General features: G+C 65.7%; 20 protein-coding genes. 13 read left to right on the top strand and 7 right to left on the bottom strand.

The genetic code is table 11. The annotated features are described in order from the left end of the window. The first annotated feature begins 11 nt into the window (after nucleotides 1–11). Genes trpD through ACEN9T_RS10720 form a run of 4 tightly spaced genes read left to right on the top strand, consistent with a single transcriptional unit; the run spans nucleotide 12 to nucleotide 3,312 of the window. Entirely contained in the window at nucleotides 12–1,049 is a 1,038-nt protein-coding gene (gene trpD, locus ACEN9T_RS10735) for an anthranilate phosphoribosyltransferase (protein ID WP_092977138.1), read from the top strand. 1 nt (nucleotide 1,050) lies between these two features. Beyond that, nucleotides 1,051–1,854, top strand: coding sequence for an indole-3-glycerol phosphate synthase TrpC (trpC, locus tag ACEN9T_RS10730; protein ID WP_413707708.1), 804 nt, complete (start codon nucleotides 1,051–1,053; stop codon nucleotides 1,852–1,854). A 10-nt stretch (nucleotides 1,855–1,864) separates the two neighbouring features. Beyond that, nucleotides 1,865–2,524, top strand: a complete 660-nt coding sequence (locus ACEN9T_RS10725) for a CYTH domain-containing protein (RefSeq protein WP_413707707.1) — start codon at nucleotides 1,865–1,867, stop codon at nucleotides 2,522–2,524. Continuing rightward, entirely contained in the window at nucleotides 2,521–3,312 is a 792-nt protein-coding gene (locus tag ACEN9T_RS10720) for a uracil-DNA glycosylase (protein ID WP_413707706.1), read from the top strand. Before ACEN9T_RS10725 ends, ACEN9T_RS10720 begins: the two co-directional genes overlap by 4 nt. A gap of 333 nt (nucleotides 3,313–3,645) precedes the next feature. Here ACEN9T_RS10720 and ACEN9T_RS10715 read toward each other — a convergent pair whose 3' ends face one another. From ACEN9T_RS10715 to ACEN9T_RS10695, 5 genes are all read right to left on the bottom strand, one after another. Continuing rightward, nucleotides 3,646–5,862, bottom strand: a complete 2,217-nt coding sequence (locus ACEN9T_RS10715) for an FUSC family protein (protein ID WP_413707705.1) — start codon at nucleotides 5,860–5,862, stop codon at nucleotides 3,646–3,648. 18 nt (nucleotides 5,863–5,880) lie between these two features. Beyond that, nucleotides 5,881–7,737 (bottom strand): M61 family metallopeptidase, encoded by a 1,857-nt coding sequence (locus tag ACEN9T_RS10710; RefSeq protein WP_413708441.1) that lies wholly within the window; start codon nucleotides 7,735–7,737, stop codon nucleotides 5,881–5,883. A gap of 67 nt (nucleotides 7,738–7,804) precedes the next feature. After that, complete coding sequence (locus ACEN9T_RS10705) at nucleotides 7,805–8,821, bottom strand: MDR family oxidoreductase (RefSeq protein ID WP_413707704.1); 1,017 nt, start codon at nucleotides 8,819–8,821, stop codon at nucleotides 7,805–7,807. A 78-nt stretch (nucleotides 8,822–8,899) separates the two neighbouring features. Beyond that, nucleotides 8,900–9,646, bottom strand: a complete 747-nt coding sequence (locus ACEN9T_RS10700) for a DsbC family protein (protein WP_092975612.1) — start codon at nucleotides 9,644–9,646, stop codon at nucleotides 8,900–8,902. 46 nt (nucleotides 9,647–9,692) lie between these two features. Beyond that, nucleotides 9,693–10,988: a UbiH/UbiF family hydroxylase gene (locus ACEN9T_RS10695; RefSeq protein WP_413707703.1), complete on the bottom strand. Its 1,296-nt coding sequence runs from the start codon at nucleotides 10,986–10,988 to the stop codon at nucleotides 9,693–9,695. A gap of 366 nt (nucleotides 10,989–11,354) precedes the next feature. On the opposite strand from ACEN9T_RS10695, the gene ACEN9T_RS10690 reads away from it, so the two are divergent. The 3 genes from ACEN9T_RS10690 to ACEN9T_RS10680 are packed head-to-tail and all read left to right on the top strand — an operon-like array spanning nucleotide 11,355 to nucleotide 12,588. Then, on the top strand, nucleotides 11,355–11,744 hold the full coding sequence (locus ACEN9T_RS10690) for a hypothetical protein (RefSeq protein ID WP_413707702.1): 390 nt from the start codon (nucleotides 11,355–11,357) through the stop codon (nucleotides 11,742–11,744). 10 nt (nucleotides 11,745–11,754) lie between these two features. Continuing rightward, entirely contained in the window at nucleotides 11,755–12,093 is a 339-nt protein-coding gene (locus tag ACEN9T_RS10685; protein ID WP_092975621.1) for a hypothetical protein, read from the top strand. 21 nt (nucleotides 12,094–12,114) lie between these two features. Continuing rightward, a complete protein-coding gene (locus tag ACEN9T_RS10680) occupies nucleotides 12,115–12,588 on the top strand; it encodes a lytic transglycosylase domain-containing protein (protein ID WP_092975624.1) in 474 nt (157 codons plus the stop codon). A gap of 31 nt (nucleotides 12,589–12,619) precedes the next feature. Here ACEN9T_RS10680 and ACEN9T_RS10675 read toward each other — a convergent pair whose 3' ends face one another. After that, nucleotides 12,620–12,997, bottom strand: a complete 378-nt coding sequence (locus tag ACEN9T_RS10675; protein WP_092975627.1) for a flagellar protein FliT — start codon at nucleotides 12,995–12,997, stop codon at nucleotides 12,620–12,622. A gap of 377 nt (nucleotides 12,998–13,374) precedes the next feature. Here ACEN9T_RS10675 and ACEN9T_RS10670 point away from each other — a divergent pair, with 377 nt between their 5' ends. The 5 genes from ACEN9T_RS10670 to ACEN9T_RS10650 all read left to right on the top strand — a co-directional run bounded on the left by ACEN9T_RS10670 (nucleotide 13,375) and on the right by ACEN9T_RS10650 (nucleotide 20,589). After that, complete coding sequence (locus ACEN9T_RS10670) at nucleotides 13,375–14,268, top strand: DMT family transporter (RefSeq protein WP_413707701.1); 894 nt, start codon at nucleotides 13,375–13,377, stop codon at nucleotides 14,266–14,268. 118 nt (nucleotides 14,269–14,386) lie between these two features. Beyond that, nucleotides 14,387–15,481: a redox-regulated ATPase YchF gene (gene ychF, locus ACEN9T_RS10665; RefSeq protein WP_252694972.1), complete on the top strand. Its 1,095-nt coding sequence runs from the start codon at nucleotides 14,387–14,389 to the stop codon at nucleotides 15,479–15,481. Between the two features lie 340 nt (nucleotides 15,482–15,821). Further along, complete coding sequence (locus ACEN9T_RS10660; protein WP_413707700.1) at nucleotides 15,822–18,110, top strand: ATP-binding protein; 2,289 nt, start codon at nucleotides 15,822–15,824, stop codon at nucleotides 18,108–18,110. Between the two features lie 26 nt (nucleotides 18,111–18,136). After that, nucleotides 18,137–18,604: a response regulator gene (locus ACEN9T_RS10655; RefSeq protein ID WP_009241984.1), complete on the top strand. Its 468-nt coding sequence runs from the start codon at nucleotides 18,137–18,139 to the stop codon at nucleotides 18,602–18,604. A gap of 26 nt (nucleotides 18,605–18,630) precedes the next feature. Further along, nucleotides 18,631–20,589: a response regulator gene (locus ACEN9T_RS10650; protein WP_413707699.1), complete on the top strand. Its 1,959-nt coding sequence runs from the start codon at nucleotides 18,631–18,633 to the stop codon at nucleotides 20,587–20,589. Between the two features lie 30 nt (nucleotides 20,590–20,619). On the opposite strand, the gene ACEN9T_RS10645 is transcribed toward ACEN9T_RS10650, so the two are convergent. Beyond that, nucleotides 20,620–20,862, bottom strand: a complete 243-nt coding sequence (locus ACEN9T_RS10645) for a GlsB/YeaQ/YmgE family stress response membrane protein (RefSeq protein WP_092975642.1) — start codon at nucleotides 20,860–20,862, stop codon at nucleotides 20,620–20,622. A 221-nt stretch (nucleotides 20,863–21,083) separates the two neighbouring features. On the opposite strand from ACEN9T_RS10645, the gene hemA reads away from it, so the two are divergent. Further along, nucleotides 21,084–22,391, top strand: coding sequence for a glutamyl-tRNA reductase (gene hemA / locus ACEN9T_RS10640; protein WP_092975645.1), 1,308 nt, complete (start codon nucleotides 21,084–21,086; stop codon nucleotides 22,389–22,391). Nucleotides 22,392–22,414: the final 23 nt, after the last annotated feature.

Genomic DNA, 22,414 nt, shown 5'->3' with positions numbered 1-22,414 from the left:
ACGGAACGACCATGTCCATCACTCCGCAAGAAGCGCTCGTCCGCTGTATCGAACATCGGGAAATTTTCCACGACGAAATGCTGCACCTGATGCGGCTCATCATGCGCGGCGAGATGTCGCCCGTCATGGCAGCCGCCCTCACCATGGGGCTGCGCGTCAAAAAAGAGACCATCGGCGAAATCGCGGCCGCTGCCACCGTCATGCGCGAATTCGCCACCAAGGTCGATGTGCCCGCTGAGGTGTCCGATCACTTTGTCGACATCGTCGGCACGGGCGGCGACGGCGCCAACACGTTCAACATCTCCACCGCCTCGATGTTCGTGGCGGCAGCGGCCGGCGCGCGCATCGCCAAGCATGGCGGGCGCGGCGTCAGCTCCAAGTCGGGCAGCGCCGATGTGCTCGAAGCGCTGGGCGTCAACATCATGCTCACGCCCGAGCAGGTGGCCGAATCCATCGAGACGGCAGGCATCGGTTTCATGTTTGCGCCTAATCACCACCCCGCCATGAAGAACGTCGCCCCGATCCGCAAGGAACTGGGCGTGCGAACGATCTTCAACATCCTCGGGCCGCTGACCAACCCGGCCGGCGCGCCGAACATCCTGATGGGCGTGTTCCACCCGGACTTGGTCGGCATTCAGGTGCGTGTGATGCAGCGCCTGGGCGCCAAGCACGCCGTGGTCGTCTACGGCAAGGACGGCATGGACGAGGTCTCGCTGGGTGCCGCCACGCTCGTCGGGGAACTCAAAGACGGCGTGGTGACCGAATACGAAATCCACCCGGAGGACTTCGGCATGCAGATGGTCTCCAACCGCAGCCTGAAAGTGGCCGACGCGGAAGAGTCCAAAGCCATGCTGATCGACGCGCTGGAAAACAAGCCCGGCACCCCGCGCGAAATCGTGTCGCTCAACGCGGGCGCGGCGCTGTACGCAGCCAACATCGCCGGTTCAATCGGCGACGGCATGAAGCTGGCCCGCGAGGCGATCGCCTCCGGCGCAGCGCGTGCCAAGCTCGACGAACTCGTGCGCGTCACCAACCAGTTCAAAGCCTGATATGTCCGACATCCTGCAGAAAATCCTGGCCGTGAAGGCCGAAGAAGTGGCCGCCGCGCGCAAGCACCGCGACCTCGCCAGCGTGCGTGCCGAAGCTGAAGCCAACCGCAACGACAGCGCGCTCGGCCCCCGCGGCTTTGCCAAGGCGATGCGCGAAAAGATCGCCGCCGGCAACGCCGCCGTCATCGCCGAGGTGAAAAAGGCGTCGCCGTCCAAGGGCGTGCTGCGTCCGAACTTCAAGCCCGCCGACATCGCCCGCAGCTATGCGGAGCACGGCGCCGCGTGCCTGTCGGTCCTGACCGACGAGCAGTTCTTCCAGGGCCACGCCGATTACCTGCGCGAAGCCCGCGCCGCCTGCACGCTGCCGGCACTGCGCAAGGATTTCATGGTCGACCTGTACCAGGTGTACGAAGCGCGCTCGTGGGGCGCGGACTGCATCCTGCTGATCGTTGCTGCGCTGGATCAGGGCCTGATGGTCGAACTCGAAGCGTGCGCGCTCGAACTCGGCCTGGACGTGCTGGTGGAAGTGCACGACGGCCATGAGCTGGACCGCGCGCTGCGTCTGCAAACGCCGCTGGTGGGCGTGAACAACCGCAACCTGCGCACGTTTGAGACCTCGCTCGACACCACGCTCGACCTGCTCAAGCACATGCCGCACGATCGCATCGTCGTCACGGAATCCGGCATCCTCACGCCCGACGACGTGCGCAAGATGCGCGCCGCCGCCGTCAACGCGTTCCTCGTCGGCGAAGCCTTCATGCGCGCAGACGACCCGGGCGCCGAACTGGCCCGCCTGTTTGCCTGAGCGCCACGCCATGGCCCGTGAGATTGAACTGAAGCTGGCCGTTGCGGCCGGCACGCACGACGCACTGGTCGGCTGGCTGGACGCCAATGCGAAGGCGGCCGGGTCGGTGGAATTGGCGAACGTCTACTACGACACACCCGACCAGGCGCTGGCACGCAATCGCGCCGCGTTGCGCGTGCGCCGTCAGGGCAGTCAATGGCTGCAAACGCTGAAGACCGCAGCAGTGAGTACGTCCGGTTTGAGCGCCCGCCACGAATGGGAGGTGCCGCTGCAGAACGATGTGCTGTCGGTCGATGCCTTCGTCGCCCACAACGCCGCTGAAGCCGCCGATTATGTTCGGCCACACGCAGCTGCGCTTGCGCCGCTGTTCCGCACCGATTTCACGCGCCGCCTGTGGCATGTCGCAGCAGATGGCTGTGAGATCGAGATCGCGCTGGACGCCGGCGCCATCCTAATCCCCGGCACACAAGCGCGCGAGCCGATCGACGAACTGGAACTGGAGTGGAAGCCGGCCGCTGACAGCACGCTCAGCGAAGACGCAATTGCCGAGCGACTGCATGCCTGGACCGAGACGCTGCGCACCGCCGTGACCGGACTCACGCCGCTCGACATCAGCAAGGCGCAACGCGGCTACCAGTTGCGCGCGAAAGCCATCGGGGGCCAGACATGACGCGACGCGCCAATCCAGCGCAGGCCGCGCTCTTCGATGAACCCGCGGTGGACACCCCCGCTGGGAATTTCATCCCGCTGGCGAGGCAATTCGACGCACTGCCCGCCGACTGGAAGGCCGTGCTGACGCCTTGCATTGCGCAGACCAACTGGCCCGAGTTGTGCGCCTTCGTCGATGGCGAGCGCGCGGCGGGCAAGCCGATCTTTCCGACGGATGTCTTCCGTGCGCTGCACCTGACCTCGGTGGACGATGTGCGCGTCGTCATTCTCGGCCAGGACCCGTATCACGGCACGGGCACCGTCGATGGCCGCGAGATTCCGCAGGCGCACGGCTTGGCGTTCTCGGTGCCGGCCGGTGTGCGTGTGCCACCGAGCCTGCGCAACATCTACAAGGAAATCGAAGCGGAATTCGGCTGCAAGCTGCCAGGCTCGTCCGGCAACCTGGAGGGCTGGGCACAGCAAGGCGTGCTGCTGCTGAACACGGTGCTGACCGTCGAGCAAGGCCAAGCCGCGAGCCACGCCAAGCGCGGCTGGGAACGCATTACCGATTGCCTGCTGGAGCAACTGGCGCGCATCGGCCACAAGCGCGTGTTCATGCTGTGGGGCAGCCACGCGCAGGCCAAGCGCGCGCTGCTGTCGGATGGGCATCTGGTGCTGGAGGCGCCGCACCCGTCGCCGCTTTCGGCGCATCGGGGGTTTTTGGGATGCGGGCATTTCAAGACGGCCAACGATTGGCTGGCGGCACAGCACCAACCCACCATCGACTGGCTGAAACCGCAGGCCGCTTGAGCCGCGCGGGCCATGCGGCCCCATCGACGAGCCCCCGAGCGTCGGCTTTGAGTGTCTGGAAGCCGGGTTCGGCGCTCCAGGACTCAACGTTGAATCTCCGAGGCCCGGCTTCGACTCTCTGAGGCACGACCCTTTGGCTCTCCGAGGCCCATCGTCGGCCCTCCGAGACTCAACTCTGGCCCTCTGAGGCTGACCTTTGACGCTCGGATACTGGAAGTCGACTGTCTGTAGCTGGACGTCGGCTCTCTGAGCCCCGTCGTCGAAGGTCCAGGGCTCAGCGCAGTCGCGGTGGAAAATCGCCGCCCGTGCGAAGCCTTTCAGCCACCAGCCGCGCTAGTCCTTCGAAATACGCAGCGCGCGTCCGAGCGCCCCGCAGCGCAATGCAATCTTGGCCGTATCGGCCCGCAGCGCCTGCAGGCGCCGCTCCAGCAAGTGCATCGCCGATAGCGAATCCGATTCTGCTGCCGCATCGACCATGCGGGAACGGGCGGATTTATCGGCGAAATCCGCAGCGCCCAACTCTTGCGTATCGCGCGGACGCACGCCCCAACCGCCTTCATGCACGGCTTGGTCGAAACGCTCCTTGGCGCGGGCAAGGCTTTCGAGCGCGGCTTCGGCGGTCTGCTCGACCAGCGCGCGGGTGTCAGCTTCGTCCAGTTCCCGCGCGCGCTGACGCATCAAGATGCGCACCGCCGCCACATGCGCGGCCACCAAGTAGTTCTGGACGATGAAGCGGTTGAGGTTGTCGACGGCGCGGTGGCGGCTCTTGGGCTCGTCCAGCATGCGCGCGAAGGCCGAGATCAGCCCCGTGAGCGATTCCATGAATTGCTTGCGCTGCACGCGATAGGCGAAATCATCCTTGAGCGTGCCGAGCAGCAGCTCGCGCGCGGCCTCAATAAAGCGCCGGTTGGTGCGCAGCACGTCGTCCACCAGCTTGGGCAGGTTGCGATATTCCCACGCGGGCAACACGTAGCTGAAGGCGGTGGCGATGGCCGCGCCGATCAGCGTGTCGACCAGCCGTTCACCAATGGCGCCCTTGCTGCCTGGCAGCAGCAGGTTGATCTGGATAAGCACCTGCACGCACGCCGCAATGGCCGTGTAGCGGTAGCGCACGGTGACGAACGCCGCGCTGGCCGCCGTCGACAGGTACAACACACCCATCAGGATCCACGTCGAATGGGTGAAGCGCAGAATCACCGCCGCGATCACGCAGCCGATGAGTGTGCCAAGCACACGATCGAAATTGCGCTGGCGCGTCATGCTGAACGTCGGCTTGAGGATCACGACAATGGTCAGCAAGACCCAGTAGCCGTGCGACGCATATGGCAGGTGGTCGGCGATCCACAACCCGGCAGCCACCGCCATCGAGATGCGCAACGCAAAGCGCAGCACCGGAGACCGCCAAGTCAGTTCTTCAAGCACCAGACGCAGTTCGTATTTCTGGCGTGTGAGGAACGGCGTCATGTCCGGGCGCAGCAGCACCTGCGACGGCTCGACCTGCGTGTCGGTGGCGGCATGCAACTGCGCCATCAGGCGGATCGCGCCGCGCACCGTGGCCACCGATTCTTCCAGCGCCGCAATGGCTTCGATTGGCACGCCATGGTGGTCGCGTTGGAGTTCGAGCAGCGCTGCCTCAATGGCGGCCATCTCCTTGTCGTACGACATCGGCGTAGGCGATGGCCGATCCCGGCCGACGGCATAGGCGACGCCTTCGATGTCCAGGCGCATGCGCTCGATCAACTCGCGCAGCAGACGCAACACCTCGGCATCGGCCAGCCATTGGCGCAGCACGGTGTAATCGGTGTTGGACGACAGCAGGTACTCGTAGATGTCGAGCATCCGCATGTGGATCTGCACGAGGCGCCCGTCGCTGGCGGTGCGGTTATCGCGGAACACGAAATCGCGTGCCACCTGCTGCTTGTCGGCCACCGAAATCTGCTGACGCACGAGCGCATTGAACTGCTCGTCGAAATCCTTGGATGCGTCGTAAAAGCCGGCTTTGCATTCCACGTACACGGCCAGTTCGTACAGGCATTCGGCCAGCACCTGTTCTTTGATGCGTCGCCGCTGGCCCCACGCCACTGCCATCGCAAAGGCCATGTAGCCGATGGCGCCGAGGAAGAACTGCAACGTGTGCTCTACGGCTTCGCGAAAGGCGAATTCCTCGGTAAAGGTGAGCGTCATGACGAACAGCGCCGCAAACTGCAGCGGCATCGTCTTGTTGCCGTACGCCACCATGAGCCCCGCCAGAAAGCTCACCACCACGATCACGGCCGGCAGGATCGCGTATGGCGTCACCACTGCCACGAGAAACGTGACGGCGGTCGTCAGGAGCACGCACGCCATCATCTCGTTGAACTTGTGCCGCAGCGGGCTGGGCAAATCCATGAGGCTGGTGCAAAGCGCACCGATCGACACCACCATCGCGCCCTGCAAGTCCATCACCAGCAGTGCGAGCAGCGTCAAGCCGATCACGCCCGTGGCAGTACGGATGCCGCGCGAGACGTAATGGCTATAGAGAAAGGTGCGTGGATCGTGGACGTAATCCATCGGATCAGGCGGCGCGCGTCAGGCCGACTTGCCGCGCGCCACCTTGCGCGCAGCCGCCCGCTTGCCCAGCCACGCCGAGCGCAGCGGCGAGGGCTCCGTGGCCAGCGCCAGTGTGAACTGCGGCGTCGCATCCGCGGCAAGCGTCACGTTCAGCGTCATCAGTTCGTCGCGGCGGAACACGTGTACCGGCACGGTATCGCCGGCGCGATGGCGCGTGAGTGTCTTGTCGAGCTGGCCGGCCGGCACACGCAGGCCATCCACCGCAACGATCAGATCGCCGGCAGATAACCCGCCGCGCTGCGCGGGGCTGCCATCGAAGACCTGCTGCAGCTTGACGAAGCCGTTCTCAGCGGCGGTCTTGACGCCCAGCGCGAGCGCCGCGTCGGCTGCCTTGCGCGTGGCGCTCACGCCCATCGCCTTGAAGAGCGCCGGCAGCGGCGGGTCGTCGCGGCCTTCGCTCAACTGGCGGACCAGCGTGCGCAGGCGCACACCGGTGGTCTCTTCCATCAAGGTGATCAACCCGGCTTCGGTCACGCCGCGCTGCGTGTGGCCGGCGGCGTAGAAATCGCGGCCGTACGTCACCCACAGGGCACGCATCACGTCGTCGAGCGAACGTTCGCCGTGGGTCTGCGTGCGGATCGTCAGGTCCAGTGCCAGCGCCACCAGAGAGCCCTTGGTGTAGTAGCTGACGATGGCATTGGGCGCGTTCTCGTCCTGGCGGTAATACTTCGTCCACGCATCGAACGAGCTTTCGGCCACGCTCTGCTTCAGTCGGCCGCTGCCGCGCAGCACACCATTCCACGTCTTGCCGAGCATCTCCAGATATTGCGCTTCGGAGATCAGGCCTGAGCGCACCAGCATCAGGTCGTCGTAGTAGCTGGTGAACCCTTCAAACAGCCACAGCAGCGGTGTGTGGACCTCGCGGTCGAGCGCGTACGGCACGAAGGTGGCCGGCTTGATGCGCTTGACGTTCCAGGTGTGGAAATACTCATGGCTGACGAGGCCAAGGAAGGTACGATAGCCCTCGGTGGTCTCGTCGCGGCCGGTCACGGGCAAGTCATTGCGCGCGCACATCAATGCGGTGCTGGCGCGATGCTCGAGGCCGCCGTAGCCGTCGGTGGTGACCATCGTCATGAAGACGTAGCGGTGGTTGCTGTCGAGGAACGGCGCCGTGGCGGTGTGCGGCTCGAACAGGCGGATCTGCGCTTCGCAGATGCGCTTGAAGTCGCGGGCGATGCGTTCCAGATCGAGATTCGGCACCCGGCCGGTAAAGACGGCGTCGTGCTGTGCGCCGCAGGCTTCGAACGACACTAGCTCGAACGTGCCCATCTCGACCGGGTGGTCGATCAGTTCATCGTAATTGGCCGCTTCGTACCAGCCAAAGCCGTAGCGCTTGGCGCCAGCCTTGCCCTGAACGCGGCCGGTCGCTTCGCGCAGCGCGGTGGCCACGCGCCAGCCGCGGTAGGCATCTCCGGCGGGCGGCTGGATGTCGACGAGGCAACGCTGGTCATCCGCGCCTTCCACGCGCAGGAACACCGACGTGCCGTTGAAGAAACCGTGCGTGGCGTCCAGATGCGCGGCGCGCACCGACAAGTCCCACGCATAGACGTCGTAGGAAATCGTCAGCGGTCCGGTGCACGGTGCGGCCCACCACGTGTGCTTGTCGACCTTGGTCAGACGCACCGGCCTGTGGGCGGACGATGCCTCGATCCGCACGATGTTGCGTGCGAACTCTCGGATCATGTAGCTGCCCGGAATCCATGCCGGCAGCGAAAAACGCTGGCCCTGGCTGTCGGGCGCGTCAACCGTGACGGTGACGGTGAAAACGTGCGCCTCGGGCGCGGCGGGGGCGATGGTGTAGCGGATCGGCTTCATGGCGGACATTGTAGCGTTGCCGTCCCACGCTGCCGAAGGCAAATCGTCCGCAAACCCGCCTGCCAGCCTATCGGTTGACGTCGACCACGACGCGCCCGCGCATCTTGCCGGCCATGATGTCGTGTGCGGCGTCGATGGCCCCTGAGAGCGTCACTTCGCGCGTGATGGCGGCCAGGCGATCGGGCAGCAGATCGGCGGCCAGGCGCTGCCACGCGGTCTGGCGCAACGCACGCGGCGCCATCACGCTGTCGATCCCGTGCAGCGTCACGCCGCGCAGGATGAACGGCGCCACCGTGGCCGGAAAATCCATGCCCTGTGCCAGCCCGCACGCCGTGACCACGCCGCCATAGCGCACCTGTGCACAGGCATTGACGAGCGTATGCGAGCCCACCGAATCGACCACTGCCGCCCAGCGTTCTTTCTGCAGCGGCTTGCCCGGGGCGGCAAGCTCGGCACGGTCGATGACATCCTTCGCGCCCAGTGCCTGCAGAAAATCGGCCTCGTTCGTCTTGCCGGTGGACGCCACCACGCGGTAGCCCAGCTTGCCGAGCAGCGCGATGGCGATCGAGCCCACGCCGCCCGACGCGCCGGTCACCAGCACCTCGCCATCGCCGGGTTTCACGCCGGCGCGCTCCAGCGCCAGCACCGACAGCATCGCCGTGTAGCCTGCCGTGCCGATCGCCATGGCCTGCCGGGCGTCGAGCCCTGCCGGCAATGCCACCAGCCAATCGCCGGAAAGCCGCGCCTGCTGGGCAAGGCAACCCCAGTGCGTCTCGCCGACGCCCCAGCCGTTGAGCACGACCGCATCGCCCGTCCGCCAATCCGGGTGCGTAGATTCGAGCACGACGCCCGCACCGTCGATACCGGCCACCATCGGCCATTTGCGCACGACGGGGCCTTTGCCGGTGATGGCAAGGCCGTCCTTGTAATTGATGGTCGACCAGTCCACGCGGATCAGCACGTCGCCAGCGGTCACGTCGTTGGCAAGCGCTTCGGGCGTGGACAACGCCGCGTCGTCGAGGTCAACGATGTGGGCCAGCGACCCGTCATCCTGCTTTTCCAGCATCAGCGCGCGAAACGACATGCCAAGTCTCCGAGGGTGTGGTGAATGCGAGCGCCCAAAGAAAAAGCGCCGGATCGACCGGCGCTTCCTTCGTGCGAATTACGACTTCTTGAGCGCGGCGAACTTGCGCTCCAGCGTGGCCGCGTCGATCAGGCCGGGGGCCCGAGTGCCGTCCGGGAAGATGATGGCCGGCGTGCCAGTCACGTTCAGTTGCTGACCAAGCTTCAGGTTGGCTTCCAGCGGTGTGTCGCAGGTGCCGGCGCCGCCCGGGGCGGTCTTGGCGGTCATCCAGTCACGCCAGGCCTTGGCACGGTCGGCGGAGCACCAGATCTGCTTGGCTTTGGTGTTCGAGTCTTCCGACAGGATCGGGAACAGGAAGGTGTAGACGGTGACGTTGTCGACCTGCGTGAGCATCTGCTCTAGCTTGTGGCAGTACGGGCAGTTCGGATCGGAGAACACGGCGATCTTGCGTGCGCCGTTGCCCTTGACCCACTTCACGGCGCGGTCCAGCGGCAGGTCGGACCACTTCACGCGGTTCAGCTCGGCCAGGCGCTCTTGTGTGAGGTTGGTGGCGGTCTGCGTATCAAGCAGGTCGCCGTTGAGCACGTAGCGGCCAGTGGCATCGCTATAGACGACCTGGCTGCCGAGGTTGATTTCGTACAGGCCAGCCAGCGGCGACTTGGTGACGCTTTTGATCTCCACGTTCGGGCCCAGGGCCTTCTGTACCGTGGCCTTGACCTTGTCCAAAGCGGGCTCGGCGGCACCGGCGCTCAATACATAGCCCGCGCCAATGGCTGCCACTGCCACCGCAGAGGCGATGGCCGCCACCCGAATACGAAACGACATAACGACTCCTGGAACCCCGAAAAACCACAAACCCGCTGAGATTGCCTCAGCCGAGTGCGTGCTTGATCAACAAGCGTTTGATAAATGGCGTCATGCCCACCATGCGCATCCCCGCGTTACGTACTGTGCGGGGCAGCGCGCCCGGCAGGGCGAACAGTTTGTGCAGACCGTCCGTCGCGGCCGTGAGCGAAAGCAGATCTTCGCGGCGGGCACGTTCGTAACGGCGCAGCAACCTCAGATCGCCATGATCGCGCATGGTTTCACGTTCCGCCATCACCCTGCCAATTTCGGACACATCCCGAAGCCCGAGGTTCATGCCCTGCCCGGCCAGCGGATGAATCACATGCGCAGCATCGCCCACCAGCGCCACGCGCGGCGCGACCGCCCGGCTGGCGTGTTGCAGCACGAGCGGGAAGCCCTGCGCCGGCGTGATGTTCGAGAGGCGCCCAAAGCGGGCGGCGATGGCGCCACCCGCGGCGGCTTCCACGGCACGGCACAACGCCTCGGGCGACAGCGCGAGCAGCTCGCGGGCGTGGTCTTCGCTGGCGGACCACACCATCGACACGCGCCGATCGGGCAGCGGCAGCATCGCGAGGATCTCGCCGCGTACCGGGGCTGCGTCATCCGGGGCGGCGGCCTGCTCGGCAGATGCACCGAGGAACCATTGCCACGCGGTGTCCTGATGCCAGCGCTCGGCCTGGAAGTTGGCGACCACGCCAAGCTGGCGATACGGCTTTGCTTCGGCCTGGATGCCGGCCTGCTGGCGCACCCAGGAATGCTTGCCGTCGGCGCCGATCACGCATTCCGCGCGGATCGTCTGGCCGTCGGCCAGCGTCAGCTTTACGGCTTCGGCTTCCATTTCGAAGCCGGCGGCGGCGTGCGGGAAGGTCTGCACCGTGTGGGCGAAGCGCAGCGCCGTTTCCAGTGCGCGCTCGACGAGCGACGATTCAGCAATCCACGCCAGTTGCGGCGTGCCGGCTGCGTAGGCGGAAAAATGCAGGTCCGGGTGGGCGTGCTCGCCGCGCGCAGCAGCGTCGTCGCCGAAGATCCGCATGTCGTGCACAGGCTGCACGCGCGTCATGTCGAGCGCCGGCCAGATGCGCAACTGCTCCAACAATGCTTGAGAGCTGGACGAGAACGCGTAGACACGCGCATCCCAGGCGTCCGGCCCGGCCGGTGCGGAGGCTGGAGCAGGTGGTGCGATATGCGCGATGCGCAAGCCGATCTGCGCCAGCCGCAGCGCGCAGGCGCTCCCGACGATGCCGCCGCCCACCACGGCCAAGTGGTAAGGCACTGCCTCTTTTGGCACCGCCTTGGAAGAGGAAAACGCGGGTGTATTCATGGTGCGCCGATTATAGCGGCGGGGGATCTTGCAGCCTTGTGGCCGCGCAAATGTGTCACGGCCGACACTTGGCGCCATGACATCCCGGCTCGGTGTTTACGCGCAGCACCGGCCCGGCGAGACGTCTGCATCACCCGGGCCTATTGCAACGTACAGCGCATATTTGCCGCTTTGAGATGGCGTTTGCGCCGCATATGTGCCAAGCACGTCGCTCACCCACAAACCCGCGATGTGACGCCATTTCCACCTTGGATCGGGCCCTCAAGCCATCCGTCAGGATGGACGATAAAAGCTGGGTAATTCGACGTTTTGACACGCACGACCCGCCGATACAGTGCGGGTCCGATCCACGCATTCCTCATCGCCATGTGGACTTTCTCCGAACGCTCCGCCATATCGCTGATGCTGGCCGCGCTGCTGGCACTGGCCGGCTGTGCGCAAATGCCTGCCCAGACGCCTGCCCCGGTGGCCCGCACCGCGCCCACGGGCGAAGTCATGACCTTCGCCATCCCGCCCGATGCACTGGGCGCGCATGACCCGCAACTGACCGCCGTGCTGACCAAGGCCGGCGCGTTGGCCGCTGCGCAAAAACGCCCGGCGACGATTCAGGTGGCCGCGCTGGCGCAGGATTTCCGCTACCTGAACCAGGCGCTGTGGAACGGCGTGCCCGCGCAGCGTGCCGGCTACGTCCGCCTGGAAAATCTGACCGTCAGCGCCAGCCAGCCTTACAGCGTGACGATCCGCACGCAGGATTAAGAGGACCGTCATGCGTATGCCCCATTTGCTTTTCGCGCTCACCGTCGGCCTGCTGACCGTACCGGCCGCATCGGCCTTTGCCGCGCCACCCGACGCACTGATGCCGGCGACGGCCGCAGCGCCCGACCGCGTCTATCCGCCCCTGCCCTCGCTGGCGATGCTGCCGCCCGGCGGCGGGGCCGAAACCGAGGCCGTGCCCGCCGTGCACACGCGCGGCGGCAAGCGCAAGGTCGTGACCCCCCAGTGGCGCAAGGCGACCGAGCCGGTGCCGCGCATGGTGGTGTCGGAGGCATCGCACACGTATCTGGCCGGTATCGAGCGTCAGCTTGAAGCGGCCCTGCAGAAGTAATCAGAAACCGCCGGAGCCGTCATGCACCTCGCTCGCCCTCTTCGCTTGACCGGCAGCCGCATTGGCGCGGCGCTTGTGCTGGCCGCCTCCAGCTTTGCCGTGCACGCGGCTTCGGGCGATTGCTTCGAGCAGGCCGGCACCTATCAGGGCGTGAATCCGACTGTGCTGCGCGCGATCGTGTGGTTCGAATCGAAGGGCGATGCCGGCGCCATCCACCGCAACGCCGACGGCTCGGTCGACATCGGCCAGGCGCAGATCAACTCGATCCACTTCAGTACGCTGGCCCGCTATGGCGTGCCGCGCCGTGCACTGACCGACGCCTGCGTCAACGTGTTCGTGGCGGCCTGGCTGCTCAAGCAAAAGATGGTGCGCCACGGAAACACCTGGCGGGCCATCGGCGCGTACCACTCGGAAACGCCTGTCCACCGCGACGCCTATGCGCGCAGCATCCAGCGGGTATTGATGTCGTGGGGAGAATTGCGGGCCGACCGCTGAATCGGGTCCGGCCCGGGAACCGCTCTGCCGCTCAGTAGTACGAGACGGCGGCGTACGCCTGACGTGCGCCAATGGCGCGGCGCTCGCCGCTGACCAGACGCATCAGTTCATCCTGGCGCGGGCAGACCAGCGCACGCACACGGGCGTCGTTGGCCAGGATACGCATCATCAGGTCGCGCTTGCGTTGCACTTCTTCGTGCGACAAGGCCGGGCGCAGACCGTGGCCCAGGCGCTCCATGTGGGCCGCGCATTCGCGCTCCAGCAAGCTCACCTCGTCCCAATCGCCGCGTTCGGCCGCATCCACCATGTCTTCGGACAGGCTCGCGATGGCCTCGTAGCAGGCGAACAAGCCGGCGCTGTCGGAAACCGTATGGATCGGGCGGGCGGCGGTGGCGACGGTCCAGGACATGCTGTGCTCCAGAATCAAACGTGTTGTTTGCGGGAAGCCAGTGCAATAGGCATGCCCGGGCGGCCCGCCGCCGTCTCCAGCGCGCTCGGAAACGACGCTCAAGCCTTTGCCGGCTTGGCCTAGCAGGATACGGAGGGCATCTGATGGCGGGCGTAGCAGACCCGAAAAACGGCCGCTTCAAGCGAAGTTGTTACGTTTCTGGAACGTAACGCGTAACGGGGCCCGTAACGCCGCCTCCCCCTCGCCCATGCAGCCGGGAAGTGCCTTGTTTGACCGAAGCGCCTTCTAGAATGAGGGCATCGCGCCGCGCCCGTGCGGTCTGTTGCTCGAGCCGGGCATCTCCGGGGGCGCCGATCGCCCATCGCATGAGAACTCACATGGACCAGACGAACGACGGGCACCCCGCCTTGCGCACGGTGCTGCTCACCAGCATCACCATGGTGGCGTTCGCGTCGAACTCGCTGCTGTGCCGGCTGGCGTTGCAGCACGCGGCCATCGACGCGGCGAGCTTTTCCAGTATCCGGCTGGTGTCGGGCGCCGTCGTGCTGGCCGTCCTTGCGCGGGCAAGCGCGGGGCGGGCGGCGCCAGCGCGTGTTGATTGGGCTGCCGCGACGATGTTGTTCCTCTACGTCGCGTTCTTCTCGTTTGCGTATCTGACGTTGAGCGCGGGCACCGGCGCGCTGATTCTGTTTGGCGCCGTGCAGCTCACCATGCTGGCAGCCGGCCTGCGTGCCGGCGAACGGTTCGATGCGCTTGGCTGGGCGGGTTTTGCGCTGGCGGCAGGTGGGCTCGTCTATCTCGTATCACCGGGCGTGACAGCGCCGACGCCGCTGGGTGCCGCGTTAATGACGGTGGCGGGCGTTGCCTGGGGCGTGTATTCGCTGCGCGGGCGCGGGCTCGACAATCCGCTGGCTGCCACTGCCAGCAATTTCTTGCGCGCCGCGCCCATGGCGCTTGCGCTGAGCCTGTTGCTGTATGGCCGCGCACGCGCCAGCCCGGCCGGCATCCTGCTCGCGCTCGCCTCCGGCGCGCTCACTTCAGGCATCGGCTATGTGCTCTGGTACGCCGCGCTCAAAGGGCTGTCGGCGATCCGTGCGGCAGCGGTACAACTGTCGGTGCCACCCATTGCTGCGTTCGGCGCGGTGCTGTTCCTGGCGGAGCCGCTGACCCCGCGCTTGGCGGCCGCCTCCGCCGCCATCCTCGGCGGCATCGCCCTGGTGCTGGCCAGCCGCACACAGCGCAAGCGCGCCGAAGCGGCATCGCAGGGCTAGACCCCATCCGGAGCGGTTACAATCACGCCTTTCCGTGAACGACCCGCACAGCCCGGATTCCACTGTGCTGCCGCCTCCCCCGCGTCACGCAACCCCTTGATTTAGAGCCTTTTTCACCATGAGCCTCCAATGCGGCATCGTCGGTCTGCCGAACGTCGGCAAGTCGACCCTGTTCAATGCCCTGACCAAAGCCGGCATCGCTGCCGAGAACTACCCGTTCTGCACGATCGAGCCCAACGTAGGCGTGGTGGAAGTGCCGGACGCCCGCCTGCAAGCGCTGGCCGACATCGTCAAGCCCGAGCGGGTGCTGCCGGCGGTGGTCGAGTTCGTCGACATTGCGGGCCTGGTGGCGGGCGCGTCCAAGGGTGAAGGCCTGGGCAACCAATTCCTGGCCAACATCCGCGAGACGGATGCCATCACGCACGTGGTGCGCTGTTTCGAAGATGAAAACGTGATCCACGTCGCCGGCAAGGTCGACCCGATCGCCGACATCGAAGTCATCAATACCGAACTGGCCCTCGCTGACCTGGGTACGGTCGAAAAGGCGCTGCAGCGCTACACCAAGGCCGCCAAGTCGGGCAACGACAAGGAAGCCGCCAAGCTGGTCGCCGTGCTGGAAAAAGCGCAGAAGGTTCTGGATGAAGCCAAGCCCGTGCGCGGCCTGAACCTGACCGACGACGAGTGGGCAACCATCAAGCCGCTGTGCCTGATCACCGCCAAGCCGACCATGTACGTTGCCAACGTGCGCGAAGACGGCTTCGAGAACAATCCGCACCTGGACGCTGTGCGCAACTACGCTGCGCAGACGAATTCGCCGGTGGTGGCCGTGTGCGCCGCCATCGAAGCCGAAATCGCGGATCTGGACGACGCCGACAAGGCTGAATTCCTGGCCGACATCGGCATGGAAGAACCCGGCCTGAACCGCGTGATCCGCGCGGCCTTCAAGTTGCTCGGCCTGCAAACTTACTTCACGGCCGGCGTGAAGGAAGTGCGCGCCTGGACGATCCACATCGGCGACACGGCCCCGCGCGCTGCCGCGGCCATCCACACCGACTTCGAACGTGGCTTCATCCGCGCGCAGACCATTTCGTACGACGATTTCATCCAGTTCAAGGGCGAACAAGGTGCCAAGGAAGCCGGCAAGATGCGCGCCGAAGGCAAGGAGTACATCGTCAAGGACGGCGATGTGCTGCACTTCCTGTTCAACGTCTGAGCAGCACAAGCACAACGAAAAAGCCCCGCAGCAATTGCGGGGCTTTTTTCATGGGCGAAGCGAGCTTGCACGCCTGGGCAACGGGGCAGTTCGGCCACCCTTCCAGCCTTGTAACGTTGAAGCGACCCAGCATCACTTTTTTACCTGTGGGAAGGGCCGAGAACGCAGCTTCAGTGCTCCATTGGGCGCACCGCTATGCCGTTTTGGCGTGTCGGGCACGTCGCTTGCGTAGCGCACAGCGGATACGCTGAACCCCGGCAGGCCGCTTCCGCCCGGGGCAGCCCGCCGCACCCGCCCGGCATTCAGCCAAGGCTTCGGGGCGGCGCACTCGCCCAACGCCATGAGTTCGCAATCGCCTCCGCCCTTGTCCGTAGTTGATGACGTCGATGCCTCGCCCGGTATTGGCAGCCACGCTGCCATCCAGTCGCGCGGGGTGTTGCTATGCCTATCCGAACCCGATTTACGCATCCACCAGGTGAGCGAAAACCTGGAGGCTGCGCTGGGTACGCCAGTGGCCACCGCGCTGCAGGCGCCCGTGGACCGTGTGATCGGCACCGCCGGCCGCGAGGTGCTGGAGCGCGCCCTGGGCACACACAGCATCGACGGCCATCCGCTGTATATCGGCACGCTGCAGACGCCGCACGGCCACGCGCTCGACGCGGTGATGCATCGGCACAAGCGCACGCTGATCCTGGAGCTGGAACCCGCGGTGCATGCGGCCGACGGCGCGTTTGCATCGATGTATCCGCTGGTGCGGACGTTCGTTGCCAGCCTGCAAGCCGTCAGCACGGTCGATGCGCTGACGGACCTGGCAGCGCGCGAAGTCCGCCGCCTTACGCACTTCGGCCGCGTCACGATCTATCGCATTGACCGCGATGGCTCCTTGCAGGCACTCGCCGAAGCGCGCGATGAGGCCTATGACACGCTGGTCGGCACGCACCTGTCTGGAGCCGGCATGACGCCCGAACTCCGCAACCTGTATAGCCACAACCCCTTGCGTCTCGTGGCAGACGTCGACGATACGCCGGTGGGTCTGGTGCCGCCGCTGCATCCGTACACCGGGCGCGCGACTGATCTGACGTACGCGGCGCTGCGCGCGGCGTCCGAGGCGCAGCGCCAAACCATGCGCCGCATGGGCGCGAAGGCCTCGCTCACGCTGGCGCTTACAGTGCGAGGCGACCTCTGGGGCCTGATCGCCTGCCACCATGCGACGCCATGCTCTTTGTCGTTTGAAGTGCGCACGGCATGCGAACACCTCGCGCAAATTCTGTCGCTGCAGATCGAAGCGAAGGAAGACCGTGCCGAGATCGCCCACCGGCTGGAACTGAGACGCATCCTGGTGCGCCTGCTGGCCGCAATGGCGGATCGTGACCATTTTCAGGAAGGTCTGATCGAACATCCCGCCGATCTGCTGAGCTTTGCCTCGGCCAGCGGCGCCGCCATCGTGCGCCAGGGCGAGTGTGTGCGCATCGGTGCCGCGCCTGACGAAGACAGCATCCTGCGCCTGACCGAATGGCTGGCCGATGAGCACCCTGGCGATGTCTTCCACACCGACCATCTGGCCGCCGCCTATCCGGACGGCGCCGAACTGCTGCCCCAGGCCAGCGGCGTGCTTGCTGTGCAGGTTTCGCAACTGCATCGCCACTACGTGCTGTGGTTCCGTCCCGAAACCCCGCACACCGTACGGTGGGCGGGCGACATGCCGGACCCGGCCACCGCTCACGATACCGGGCAGATGCTCGCACGCACGCATTATTGGCACGAGCACATCGCACGCACATCGCGCCCGTGGCGTACGAGCGAAGTGGAAACCGCTGCGGAGTTCCGCTACGCCGTGCTCAACATCGTGCTGCGCCGCGCCGAAGAAGCCGCGGAGTTGACCAGCGAGTTGCGCCGCGCCAATCACGAGCTGGAAGCGTTCTCGTATTCCGTTTCGCATGACTTGCGCGCGCCGCTGCGCCACATTGCCGGCTATGCGGAATTGCTCGACGAGATGGAGGGTGAGCACGTCTCGGCGCGCGGGCGGCATTTTCTGCAAACGATCTCGGAGTCGTCGCGCTTTGCGGGCAAGCTCGTCGACGACCTGCTGACCTTCTCGCAGATGGGGCGCGGCGCGCTCCACCTGACCGATGTCGACCTCGCGCAACTCGTACGCGGCATCGTCCGCGACCTGACGATTGACCAAGGGCGTCGCCATATCGAATGGAACATCGCCGCGCTGCCGGTGGTGCGCGCCGACCCGACATTCCTGCAACTGGCGATGCGCAATCTGCTCTCCAACGCCGTCAAATACACGCGTGACCGTGATCCGGCGCGCATCCATATCGACGCCGAACAGACCGACGCCGAAACCATCGTGCGCGTTGCCGACAACGGCGTGGGATTCTCGATGGAATACGTGGCCAAGCTGTTCGGCGTGTTCCAGCGGCTGCATCGCATGGACGAATTCGAGGGGACCGGCATCGGCCTGGCCAATGTGCGGCGCATCATCGATCGCCATGGCGGCCGCACCTGGGCCGAGGGCGAGCTCAATCGCGGCGCAACGTTCTACTTCGCGCTGCCGCGCACGCCCGACCCGCAGGCGGCATCCAGAACGGGCCTGCACACACCCGCGACTCGCGATACCTGATCGTTCTTTCCACGTTCATTGTCACCATGCTTAAACCCATCCTGCTCGTCGAAGACAACCCAAACGACCTCGAGCTGACCCTGCTGGCGCTGGAGCGTAGCCAACTCGCCAACGATGTGGTCGTCACGCGCGATGGCGCCGAGGCACTGGATTACCTGCACGCACGCAACCTTTACGCGCAACGCGTGCCGGGCAACCCGGCTGTGGTGTTGCTCGACTTGAAGCTGCCGAAGGTCGACGGCCTGGAAGTGCTGGCCGAGATTCGCGCCACGCCCGTGCTCAAGAGCCTGCCGGTGGTCATGCTCACCTCGTCGAGAGAAGAAACCGACCTCTTGCGCAGCTACGAGCTGGGCGTCAACGCCTATGTGGTCAAACCGGTGGAATTCCGCGCGTTTGTCGATGCGATTGCCGATCTGGGGGTATTCTGGGCAGTGCTCAACGAACCGCCGCCTGGCTCCACCCGGGCACGCCGTACGTTGCTGCCGGCGAGCTAGCCGCCCCCTCCGGAGCAATCGCCCCCATGCCCAATCTGCAACTGCTGCTGGTCGAAGACAATCCGCTCGACGCAGAACTGACGCGCGCGCGACTGGAAACCGCCAACCTGCAGGCCGACACCACGCTGGTCGACAACGAGACCGACTTCGTCGCCCAGCTCAGCGCACGGACCTTCGACGCCATCCTGGCCGACTACATGCTGCCGCAATTCACGGGGGCGGAGGCGCTGGACATTGCGCGCCGCATGGCGCCGCAAACGCCATTTATCTTCGTATCGGGTGCGCTGGGCGAGGAACATGCGGTGGACATGCTCAAGCGCGGCGCCACCGATTACGTCATCAAGCAGCGCCTGCAGCGCCTGCCCGTGGTGCTGTTGCGCGCGCTGGCCGAAGCCGCCGAACGCCGCCAGCGCATCGCTGCCGAAGCGGCCCTGCGGGAAGCGGAAACGCACTTTCGCCTGCTGATCAACGCGCTCAAGGAGCACGCCGTGCTCTCGCTAGACCCGCAGGGCATCGTGCGCACCTGGAACGCGGCATCGCGCAGCATTCTCGGCTATGCGCGCGAGGACATCCTCGGCAAGTCGGCCGAGATTCTGTATCCGCAGGCTGCGCGCGAGGCCGGTGAATTCCAGCGCAAGCTCGAACGCGCGCGCCGCGAAGGCAGCCTCACCGACGACCGCTGGATGTTGCGCAAGGACGGCACGCCGTTTTACGCATCAAGCGTGGTCACCGCCATCCACAACGAGACCGGGCAACTGGTCGGCTTCTCCAAGATCATCCGCGACTCCACCGAAGAGCGCATCGCGGCCGACGCCCTGCGCCGTGCCAAGGAAGAAGCCGAGACCGCCAACCACGCCAAGGACCACTTCCTGGCCGTGCTCTCGCACGAACTGCGCACGCCGCTCACGCCCATCCTGACCGCCGTGCATCTGCTGGAACTGCGCCAGGATTTGCCGGCGTATGTAGTCGCACAGCTTGAAGTCGTGCGCCGCAATGCCGAGCTGGAAGCGCGCCTGATCGACGACCTGCTCGACATCACCGGCATTGCACGCGGCAAGCTGGCAGTCAGCTTCGCGCTGGTCGACCTGTATCCGTTGCTGGAGAGCACGCTGGAGATGTCGCGCAACGACATGCAGGCCAAGCGGCTGTCGCTCAAGACGCGCTTCGAAGCAGGCCGTAGCCGGCTGTACGCCGACGGCGCGCGCATCCAACAAGTGATCTGGAACCTTGTGCGCAACGCGGTCAAGTTTACGCCCGAAGGCGGCGCCATCGAGGTACGGGTCTGGAACCCGTCGCCCTCTGCCGTTGCCGTGTCCGTGAAGGACAACGGCATCGGCATCGAACCCGAAGCGCTGCCGCGCATCTTCTCGGCGTTCGAACAGGCCGATGCATCGATCACGCAGCGTTTTGGCGGGCTCGGCCTGGGTCTGGCGATTGCCTATGCGCTGGTGCAGAAGCATGAAGGCTCGCTGATTGCCGAGAGCGCCGGCCGCCACGAGGGGGCCACGTTCACGCTCACGCTGCCCTTGGCCACCGAGATGGTGCAGCCCGAGACACCGCCCTCCCCGCCCTTGCCTCGCGCCCAACCAACGCGCGGCCTGCACGTGCTGCTGGTCGAAGACAACGCCGATACTGCCGAAGCCATGTCGCAAATGCTGGAGATTCTCGGCCACAGCGTCGCCGTGGCCAATAGTGCCCGCACGGCCATGCAAGCCGCTGAATCTGGCACGTTCGATCTGCTGATCAGCGACATTGGTCTGCCGGACGGCAGCGGCCTGGACGTGGTGCGCGTGTTTGCGGAGCGGCAAGCCGCACCATCAATCGCGATTACGGGCTATGGCATGGAAGAAGACATCGCCCGCTGCCAGGAGGCGGGCTTTACCGATCACCTGACCAAACCGGTGGACTTCAAGCGGCTGGAAACGCTGATGGCCGGATATCTGGCCGCACGCGATGCGCGCGCCGCCGACGTGGGCGCGGGCTGAAACGCGCCAGAATGCCGCAGGACACTTGATCTAGCGGCGCAGCAGGCCCCAGGCGGCAGGCAGCAGCATGGCGCCCACCACGGCGCTCGTCCACGCCATGATTTGCCCATCGGCATACAGGTGGGCAAACTGGCCGCTGTAGTAACCGAACAACGCGCCGAGCCCGCCCGTCACGAGCGCAGCCAACCAGCCCAAGCGCTTGCCTGCAGGATGCAGCCAGCGCGCAGCCACGCCCACCGCCAGCCCGATCCACAGCGGCCCGATCCACCCCATGCCTGTTCTCCGTATTGCCCTTGAGCGATTCAACTGGACGCGTACCTTAGCGCAGGACGCCGCAGAAGGCCACGGCAGCACAGCGCGCAGCACGTGACGAATAATCGACATTCAGTCACACATGCCACCAGATTTGACCTGCGTCCTGCTCATCTGGGGGGCGGGCGTTATAATCCGGAGTACTCAAAATTCGTGCCGTCCCTTTTAACCGGCCGCCCCACATGCAGTTGCTGACGCTCGGAATCAACCACCACACTGCGCCGCTTTCCCTGCGCGAGAAGGTGGCGTTTCCGCTCGAGCAGCTCAAGCCCGCGCTGGGGACGCTGCGCCAGCACCTACCGCACCTCAGAAGCACGGCCGAAGCGGCCATCCTTTCCACCTGCAATCGCACTGAAATCTACTGCGCAACCGACGGCAACCTGCCCGAGCAGACCGCGCACGAGCATGCGATTCGCTGGCTGGCACAGCACCACAACATCGACGCCGGCGAACTCGCGCCCCATGTGTATTCGCTCGGCCAGTCGCTGGCGGTACGTCACGCGTTTCGCGTTGCCAGCGGGCTCGATTCGATGGTGCTGGGTGAAACGCAGATCCTCGGCCAGATGAAAGACGCCGTGCGCACCGCCACCGAGGCGGGCGCCCTGGGCACATACCTGAATCAGCTATTCCAGCGCACCTTTGCAGTGGCCAAGGAAGTGCGCGGCACGACGGAGATCGGCGCGCATTCCGTGTCGATGGCCGCTGCCGCCGTGCGCCTGGCGCAGCGCATCTTCGAATCGATCGCGGATCAGCGCGTATTGTTCATTGGCGCCGGCGAAATGATCGAGCTGTGCGCCACCCACTTCGCCGCGCAGACGCCACGTGAAGTGGTGATCGCCAACCGCACGCTGGAACGCGGCGAGAAACTCGCCGAATCGCTGTCGAACCAGGGCCTGAACGCTCGCGCCGTGCGCCTGGCCGAACTGCCGACCAAGCTCGCCGAGTTCGACATCGTGGTCTCCTGCACCGCCAGCACGCTGCCCATCATCGGCCTGGGCGCCGTGGAGCGCGCCATCAAGCAGCGCCGCCACCGCCCGATGTTCATGGTCGACCTGGCCGTGCCGCGCGACATCGAACCCGAAGTCGCGCGCCTGTCCGACGTATTCCTCTACACCGTGGATGACCTGGGCGCCATCGTGCGCGAGGGCAACGCGCTGCGGCAGGCTGCCGTGGCACAGGCCGAGGCCATTATCGAAACACGCGTGCTGAACTTCATGCACTGGCTCGACGCGCGCAGCGTGGTGCCCGTCATCCGGGATCTGCACGCGCAGGCCGAAACGCTGCGCCAAGGTGAGCTGGAACGCGCCCAGCGCATGCTCGCGCGCGGCGATGACCCGGCGCAGGTGCTTGAAGCGCTGTCGCAGGCGCTGACCAAGAAATTCCTCCACGGCCCGACGCATGCGCTCAACCACGCGCAGGGCGAAGGCCGCGAACAGCTCATCGACCTGCTGCCGGCGTTGTTCCGCCAGTCCAGCCACTCCGAGCGCTAGCGGCCAGCGCATCGCACGCGCGC

Origin of the sequence: Ralstonia sp. Ralssp110, from assembly GCF_047325135.1 — a bacterium.
In the GTDB taxonomy this organism is placed as follows: domain Bacteria; phylum Pseudomonadota; class Gammaproteobacteria; order Burkholderiales; family Burkholderiaceae; genus Ralstonia; species Ralstonia mojiangensis.
This window is presented reverse-complemented; position numbering and strand designations above follow the sequence as displayed.